The 7,997-nt window shown below is 57.3% G+C and carries 5 protein-coding genes and 1 pseudogene; 2 read left to right on the forward strand and 4 right to left on the reverse strand.

Going from position 1 to position 7,997, the window contains the following annotated elements:
• Positions 1 to 241 precede the first annotated feature (241 nt).
• Positions 242 to 625 carry a nucleotidyl transferase AbiEii/AbiGii toxin family protein gene (locus AB3175_RS11625; protein ID WP_367361102.1) on the reverse strand — a complete coding sequence of 128 codons (384 nt, stop codon included), beginning with the start codon at positions 623 to 625 and terminating at the stop codon, positions 242 to 244.
• Positions 626 to 662: 37 nt separating this feature from the next.
• Positions 663 to 947 carry a hypothetical protein gene (locus AB3175_RS11630; protein WP_367361103.1) on the reverse strand — a complete coding sequence of 95 codons (285 nt, stop codon included), beginning with the start codon at positions 945 to 947 and terminating at the stop codon, positions 663 to 665.
• A gap of 1,141 nt (positions 948 to 2,088) precedes the next feature.
• On the opposite strand from AB3175_RS11630, the gene AB3175_RS11635 reads away from it, so the two are divergent.
• Both AB3175_RS11635 and AB3175_RS11640 read left to right on the forward strand, forming a co-directional pair.
• Positions 2,089 to 2,457 carry a hypothetical protein gene (locus tag AB3175_RS11635; RefSeq protein ID WP_367361104.1) on the forward strand — a complete coding sequence of 123 codons (369 nt, stop codon included), beginning with the start codon at positions 2,089 to 2,091 and terminating at the stop codon, positions 2,455 to 2,457.
• 1,153 nt (positions 2,458 to 3,610) lie between these two features.
• Positions 3,611 to 3,892 (forward strand): hypothetical protein, encoded by a 282-nt coding sequence (locus tag AB3175_RS11640; protein ID WP_367361105.1) that lies wholly within the window; start codon positions 3,611 to 3,613, stop codon positions 3,890 to 3,892.
• A gap of 102 nt (positions 3,893 to 3,994) precedes the next feature.
• On the opposite strand, the gene AB3175_RS11645 is transcribed toward AB3175_RS11640, so the two are convergent.
• Together AB3175_RS11645 and AB3175_RS11650 are read right to left on the reverse strand one after the other, a co-directional pair.
• Positions 3,995 to 7,198, reverse strand: a complete 3,204-nt coding sequence (locus tag AB3175_RS11645; RefSeq protein ID WP_367361106.1) for a hypothetical protein — start codon at positions 7,196 to 7,198, stop codon at positions 3,995 to 3,997.
• A pseudogene (locus tag AB3175_RS11650) lies at positions 7,195 to 7,997 on the reverse strand (DNA helicase); the annotation flags it as partial. The pseudogene AB3175_RS11650 and the gene AB3175_RS11645, both read right to left, overlap by 4 nt.

Genomic DNA, 7,997 nt, shown 5'->3' on the forward strand with positions numbered 1-7,997 from the left:
AAAGGGCAATGAACCATCGCCGAAACCGGATTGATTTGAACGCCTCTGTCGATGCCAGCGGAGGATAGGCGACATCCCAGGCATCCCTTACCGCACTGCGATCGAGTGGGAGCCAAGAACTGCCGATAAGAATCTCCGCCAGGCTGACGACCTGGACGAAGTGGTCGATCCAATTTACCGAGGCTGCCAGAGTTCGCGCCTCTCAGTCCGGCGATAGGCATCCGGAAGAGAAAATTCAGATCTATCTCGATCCGATCCTCCGGACCGAGGGCAGATCGGTAGAAGAGATAAAACTTCCGTCCAGCGAATGCGTCGGCTGACTGTTGCACACGATAACCTTGGCGCGGGCCAGATCGACAGCAGCCTGCTCCACAACCGGCCGGGCTTCCAGCATGTCCGTTCGGTCGAGATGCCCTATGTAATTGTAATCAAGATCTACGGAGAGCCGTTTGGGCGGACCGAAATGAGTTAAGCACGTGCCGCCTTTTAGAGCAAGCACCACCCCGAGAAGCGGGTGCCGCTTGATATCTGCCGCCATTCCCCAGCGCACGACCTTTTCCAGCGGTTCGATCCGATAGCCGGTCTGATTTGAGCAGTGTCTCAGGTACTCCAGACTAACGTTCATCAGGCTCTCCCGGGAGACAAAACAACCTTGGGAATGATCAGGTTCCAGCGTTTGACAAGGAGGCCGCCCCGCTGCCCGCGCTCGATGTACGCCCGGGAACGTGGACGGTGTATTCCATGCGGGTCAGAAGCGCATCAGGCACATGGAAAACGTTCTGAAACCTCTCCAGAAACCAGCCCGTTGCCGCCCAGAGCTTTGCCATGTCGTACCGGCTCAGGACCTCCTCCAGGAGTTCAAGATCCAGGGTGGTGAAACCGGCGGCGGAGTTAACCAGTTCCTCCAGTCCTCCGATCAGCGCCGGTCGGCTGAATCCTTCAACCAATGTTCGTTCAGGGCCGGTGACATTGAGCAGTTTGCCTTGACGCTCTATCCGCCGTGTGCCGATTTGCTTGTCCAGTGCCCTTCATTGAGGGAATATCCAGAAACGAAGTTGCGTCTTCCAGTACAAGCGGCCGACGGCGCCGCGTTGATATAAAGGAGTGCATTGATTCCAAAGCGAGTGCGCGGCACCGAGCAGCTCCAAGGCGCTGTGGTGCGAAAAAGACACCGTCGAGGTACATGGCACTTGCCACCAGAAAAGGATCGGGATACAAATGCTCGGGGACCAAGTCGGAGGGACAACAGCATATATCTCGCGTGTAACGTGTTTCAAGCGACCCACCCTGAGATGGTGCTTTAGTCGTTCGACGACACGCAACCGTTTTCCCCCCGGTGCCAGGTCCGTAACGGCCTCGTCGAGAGAAAAAACCGAGTGGGTAGCAAAGAAATCTGTCCCTCGTGGTTTTTGTTCTGTGTTCATATAGGTAATAATATTCCCTGTATCAAGTCGAAACGCCAACTGGCAGCAGCCGGCCTGTTGCTAATATGATTCACTATGGGTAATTATTTTACCTTTTCAATCGCATAATGCAAACGAACCTTTTCACCAAAATGGTCGTCTTTTCCCGATCGATGCGCACAGCCAGTCATTTTACTTTCAGAAACCAACGAAGAGCTTGCGGTCCTTGAACAAATGTTGGCGCTTGCCCTGGCTCTACGCAGTGCTTCGGCTAAAATTCGAAAAGCGCCCAGAATGGTCGATTTTCTGAGTTATTCGGGCCTACAGAATATTAAATCGATCCAATGACAATGAAAAATCTCGGAATGCTTTGTAGCGTAGAAACTTTACCGATGTAATCCGATGCAATTCATTCATTTCAGTTTTCCGATGGCCCGTTATCCCACGTAAACTCAGGATGTCTTCAGTCAAAAAAGCTCTCCTTGTTTCCCTCTGCCAAGATCTGCCGTTGAAGATTTGCTCTGGTCCTTGAGCGATTTCTTCGCTTCCTCCGGGGATTTAATGTCATTAGAAGTTGTTGATAGCGTTTCTCCCAGGGGTGCGGCGTGGGTACTCGCGCCAGGATTCCTCAGCGGGGATTGGGCAAGCGCAGTCATAGAAGCGTGGTCCGAGGCGGGAGAACGGGTTGAGCGTTTTGCCCGGTCGTCATGGCGAGGCCATGGTCGGCCAGGCACAGAGTTTCGGGGAGCATCCAGCCCTCGCCGTTGTTCTGGTTGAGGAAGAGCTTGATGCCCTCTACGGTCGCCGCCGCACGCCGCGGATCTTCTCTTCAAGATCGTGGAAGGCGATGAGGGTCAGGACCGTGTGGCGGGATTCCGGATCCTTGTCTTTGTCGACGCGCCAGAAACCCGCTTGGGATTGTATCCTGAAACGTTGGAAGCGGATGGTCACGATCTTCCAGTATGTGATGCAAGTCATTGATATTAGACCCATATTGATGAGCGATAAGGGCATCGAAAATACAACGAGACCGAAGGCGTTCTGCTTCAGTTAGCGCCCAATTGGCTATTGGTGCAATAGAGAATAAAGATGCTTTTGGTAAGTACCACTGTAAAGGGCAAACAGAAAGTCTGGTACGCTGAGATTGGCTGAATGCTGTTCCAATAATACTTCGTTTAATGATAAGATTTCTTTATAAACGGACTTTCAGCTAATACAGACCAGATTAATGAGTTGCCACCGAGACGAAGGCGAACAAGAAAATCAAAGCAAAGGAATTAAGGATCGTGGTAACAAGGAGGTGTTCTCACGATTTTGGGTGTCAAAGTGGGGCTTTTGTGGCCACAGGGTACGCATTGTAACAGAGAACCGATAACAGTCCGAGTATTAGTGCTGGAAGTTACATCCATAATTGAAACTTTATGCTGCCTAGGCCACCACCAGAGAGTACTGCAGCGGATCTCGCAGCCTTTCTTTCTCCGCTTCCGCTGCAGCCATGCCGCCAATTCCTGGCAAGCTCTGAAGATAAGCCGACAACTCCACTTCCTGCCATTTTTCAAGAGAGCAAATACTGGCTCAATCTGCTTCCTGTTCCGGGGGATGTCCTGCCAGACTGCCCCGCGACCTTTCCGCCGCAGCCCTTCTGGCTGAAGTCGAACTGGCCGATCATTCGGCCCTCATATAATGGCAATGCCGTATCTTCAACCTGCTCTTCCCTTATCCAGGCATCGGCGCGGGAGAGGATGATGCCTTGTGGAACGTCAGCGCGGGGATGGGAAGTGCGTCATAGGGCGGCTGGGCGCAGCGGACGCGCTCGGGGCGTGCGCTGGACGTCGCCAGGTTTTAGCCAATGGCCGTGGATGTGACATGCCTGGGCGGTGCGTTTTTCCAGGCTGGCGGAGGTATTGAAGAGCCAATCTTCGAACTCGATTTCGGCGGGCAGGGGGACGGGCTGGGTCGATGTCCAATTCGGTCCAGAGTTCTTCGATGGGCCGCCAGTCTGCTGAGCCAGCGGCTGTACTCGTCAGGGCGGTAGCCCTGGGCTTCCCACCGGGGGCGAGGGGAAAGAGCCGCGAATCGTTGGTCATATGAAATTCCGTGGCATAGCGGATGCCCAGCCGTCGGGGCTGTCATCGCCGAGGAGAACAGGTTGGCGTAGATCTTCTCCGGAGATCTCCAGATCCTCTCGCTGCGACTGGATTTCGAGGATGGCCCAGGGAACAGGGGGCTGGTCGAGCAACCTGGGTGCGGGAATAAGGCGTTGCAAAGGTCTCGGCGTGCTCCCAGTCTTCGAGTTGCGGCGCATGAAGGCCGTGGAGATCGCCTCTGGCGCCGCCCTTCTGGATGATGATGGGATTGAACTTGAAACGGCTGTCGATTTCGAAGACCTTGTCCAGTTTTTCAAAGCCAAAGAGCCATTCCCAGCGGCATCGAGAAAGAGACAGCGCAGTCCCCTGTCCGTGGTCGGAATAGAGGCCAGAGGACGATGAATCCCAGGCGGCCGTCCGGGCGAAGGAGGGCATGGGCCTGCTCCGAGAAGGCCTTGTAGGGTTGATGTCGGCTGATCCTGATGACCGAAGGGATGAACCGGATCAGCGAGCGGCACGAGCGGATCTTCCGCCAGTGTGCATGCAAAGGGCATTATCCCGGCCGCGGGCAACGGCAAAGCGGTCGGAACTGGCCTCGTTTTCCTTGGGATCGCCGTAGGGACTTGCGGCATAGCTCATGAAGTTCGACTGGGCGCGAAAGTCGGCGTTATAGTCGAGCCAGTTTTGTTCGATTTCCCCGGTTTCGAAGTATCCGGTCTGATGACGGAGGGCTTCCTGTTTTCCGTAGGCGCGATAGAGGGGATCGATGTTGGAGAAGAACTCCTTGGAATTGGGCTTTGCGATGTCCCAGGGCGGATTGCCGAGGATGGCGTCAAAGCCGGAATTTTGCACACAGAAGACGTCGGGGAATTCCAGCTCCCAGTGGAAGAAGCGCTTGGCCTGTACGATCCGGCCGGCAAGTGACCGGGTCTCCGGCGACGGGTCATGAAAGGTCGTCGGAAGAGGAGCGGAATCCAGGGCATCCGCCGGCCAGAACCAGCAGGCGCACCAGAGGTCCAGAGCGGACTTCAGTAATTGCCAGTCCGGAGAGCCGAGGATCTCTTCCCGGTAGATCCGGGCGCGTTCTGCACTGGAATTGACGGGCAGGTCATGGAGGCGCGAAAAGACGGCGTGGGCAGCGGCATGGGCGGTGGTCGCCTCTATCGGTCTTTCAGCGAACAGATGGTGGGACACCGCTAGGAAATGTCGTAAATCGGGAATGAGCCTCTCCTTGACGAAGGCCTTCAAGGCCTTTGTCCGCGCCTCCCGTTCGAAGTGGATGCCGTTTGCGTGATTCTTGTCGCCTCCCTCGCGGTTTTTCCAGGCCATGACGGGATAGTGCCGGTACTGGTCAAACCAGGCGCCGACAAGGCTGTTGCCGCACTTGATCTTGTGGTCGAGAAAGGAGAAGGGCAGCTCCCGATCCATGGTTTCAAGCCAGAGGGACAGGCGGCAGAGCTCCACCGCCAGTGGGTCGAGGTCCACTCCGTAGATACAGCGTTCCACCACATGACGGCGCAGGCGCGCCTTGGTCTTCTTCTCGAAGTCTTCGTCTTCCGGCCGGCAGGGAAGATCCTCTTGACAGAGCCGCTCTTCCGGCAGATCCGACACAGGTGCAATGAGCCTTGCAATGGCCTTTTCGCCGTCGACGGCAATCCGTTTATGGAAATGGAGGGAGGCGTAAAGGCCGTCGGTGAGAAAACGCAGGGCCGCTACGGGAAAGGTTCCGGAGCCGCAGGCGGGATCACAGACTTTCAGGGCAAGAATCTCTTCGGGCTTACGAGGCGTCCATGCTACTGCCGAGGCAGCGAAATCCGGCTGACCTGTGGCATCCACCGGGGGATCATAGACCAGGGGACGCAAGGTTCGCTGGACCGTGGGCACGGCCAGACCCGGCCGGGTATAAAAGGTGCCCGATCCCTTGCGGGTGCCGCCCCAGCGAACGACATACCACTCACCGGGGAGAATGACGCGGACGACAAGCTGCCGGGCCTTCCGGGAAATGGCGTCTTCATAAATGAGACGTCGTTCCGGCGTCAGGGCGCCACGGGGGCGGCGGACAAGGTTGCCTACATCCACGGCCCGTCGTGCCCAGGTCTCGGCTCGGGTGCGCGTCACATGACGATCGTCACCCGGTTCTTCGATTCTCTCTTCCGCGGAATTTTCCTCTGCAGCGGCATAGAGACCGATCCCCCCATCGTCTTCATCACCATCGCCTGGAGTATCCGTAACGTCTTCGTTACCGTCCACAGAAGCTTCTTCGCCGGTTTCCTCACCCGCTTCCTCCTGACCCGTGTCCTTCATCTTCTCCAGGAGATCGGCGATAGCCCGGTCGTCCATTCCTTCGAGGCGGGAAAGCGGCAGGGCCGGCTGGTTGCCGACGGCCAGAAAGATGACCGGATCGCCTGGCGGGACGGTCTTCAATTCGAAGTCAAGCAGCCCTTCGTAAAGGATGCCGATGTATTCGCTGGAGAGGTCTGAGAAGTCTACAGGTGCGGGAATCCACATACTTGCCCTTCCCTGCCGGAGTTTAACCCGCGTCCTTGTGAGGAGTTCCAGAATGCGATGGACTTCCCGATCGGAGAGAATTTCCCGAGCGAAGCAGGCGTTCTCGAAGATGGCAAGGGCTCGCGACAGGCCATCGGGTGAAGCGGCATCTCCCGGGGCGAAGAGTTCACCGCCGTACGCGGGCACGGGAAGCTTTTCATGGGAAGAACCCTGACAAACAAGACGGAAGAGGGCCAGAATCCTCGGCCATGCGCTCCAGGACCGGGCAAGACGGCTGCCGCCGCGAGCCGCCCCGGACTTTTCCAGATCTTCCAGGAGGCCTGTCAAGCCATAAGCACCATAATAGAAGGAATTTTCGCGGGGCAGAAGATCGCGGGATTCGGCGAAAAGGATGACAACCATCCGCATGACAATCCTCACGGCGGCCTGGTAGATCCTGGCAGGATCGATCTCGCTTCCTTGTTCCTTCAGAATATCGCCGTGGCTCTGAACGAGGATCTCGACGGCTTCGCGAACCCGTTCGCCCAGGACAGCCGAGAGTTCTGCCTGCCCCTTCCGGCTGTCGAGAATCGCCTCCAGGAGCGGGGAAGGCGCCCCAGAGGTTACCGGAGTCCAGAGAGCCGGGGCCAGGAGTGTTCGCAGAGCGGCCACCTGAGGGGAGAGGGCGCCCTCTTCAAACCAGAGTTCCAGATCCCATTCGCACCAGGCGTCAAAATCGAGACCGGTGAAAATCAGCCGCCACTGGCGGCCGTTGGTAAGGACGGCAAGACGCTCGCTTCCCCCACGGAGCCAGGACACGACCTGGCTGACAGAGCGCCGGCCGCGTCCGACACCGAGGCGGACCTCGATATCGATAAAGACGGGAAGAACCGCGTCATTTGAAGCACGCCAAAGTTGTTGGGGTTTCACTGTTTCTCCCGTTACGGCCCGGCGGCCCCATTCGGCGCTCACCTGACTGCCCCGCTGCCATGATCCGCTTGGTGAAGCAAAACCGCAGATTTCTTCCAGGACAAAGCGAACAAAATCCGTTTTGTTTCCCCCATCATCCAGAAGCGCCCCCGCCTGACGCCGTAGTTCTCTTTCCCGCCAGGGAGAAAGAGGTTCCGGAAGATGCTCGGCAATCCTCTTCAGTCGCGGCGTATCGAGGAGAAGCCCTCCATGACGGAGGCGGTCCCAACCGATCAGTTCCGTACCGTTCATGAAACACCTCCGGGGAGCCATACCTCGATGGCGACGGGGAAGACCTGGGAAGGGGCGGACATGGCATGCCGTCGGGGAAGGAGATGCCGCACGATGCGTTCGCGCTCCTTTTCCAGCTGGACGCGCACTTCCTCGTAGTGTCGAGTGCGACGGGCGATTTCCGTCTGTTTTTCCTCGATGGAGCGGTCGATGGCATCGATCCGGGCTTCTTCATCGAAAAGAAGGCCTTGTCGGCGTTCTCTCTTTAGTTTTTCAATCTCCCGTTCCAGCTTACCCAGGGTATTTTCGGCAATCAATGCCGATACCTCGCCTTGGCGGCTTCGGTAGCGAACTTCCTCCTGCCGGCGGGCCTGGCTGCCGGTTGCTTCCAGTTGCTTCTGAAGTTCGGCCGTGAGTTTCTGAGTGTAATCGGCAAGGAACCGTTTGAGATCCGAAGAAACTTCATCGATCAGGTTTCGGGCCTCGTCATAGAGGCCATCATCAGGGATGGCGGCAGAACAGCGCAGATCCCGGGCGGGCCGATGGGGGAGAGGTTCCCCCAGGATGCCGTTCCGAAAGGGGAAAAGGAGCGTGCGGACCCAATGGTGAAAAGTCTCCCGCAGGTCATTAATGGCCAGTTCTTCGATGCTGAACAGAATCAGCGCCTCGGCGCCTGGGGGTACGTTTCCCTTCCTCACGGTCCAGCGGGAGACCTCCTCGCCGCCGCCGGGGAAACGACGGCGCGTCAGGGCGGAGAGTGCCCGATGGAACATTGGGTGAGAGAGATGCATGAGCAGGACGTCCGGTCGAGGAGCGAAGA

Origin of the sequence: Syntrophus sp. (in: bacteria), assembly GCF_040768185.1 — a bacterium.
Classification (GTDB): domain Bacteria; phylum Desulfobacterota; class Syntrophia; order Syntrophales; family Syntrophaceae; genus Syntrophus; species Syntrophus buswellii.

Coding starts and splice junctions, on each gene's coding strand:
- AB3175_RS11625 (WP_367361102.1), bottom strand. CDS start 625: ATGAACGTTAGTCTGGAGTACCTGAGACACTGCTCAAATCAGACCGGC.
- AB3175_RS11640 (WP_367361105.1), top strand. CDS start 3,611: ATGGCCCAGGGAACAGGGGGCTGGTCGAGCAACCTGGGTGCGGGAATA.
- AB3175_RS11645 (WP_367361106.1), bottom strand. CDS start 7,198: ATGAACGGTACGGAACTGATCGGTTGGGACCGCCTCCGTCATGGAGGG.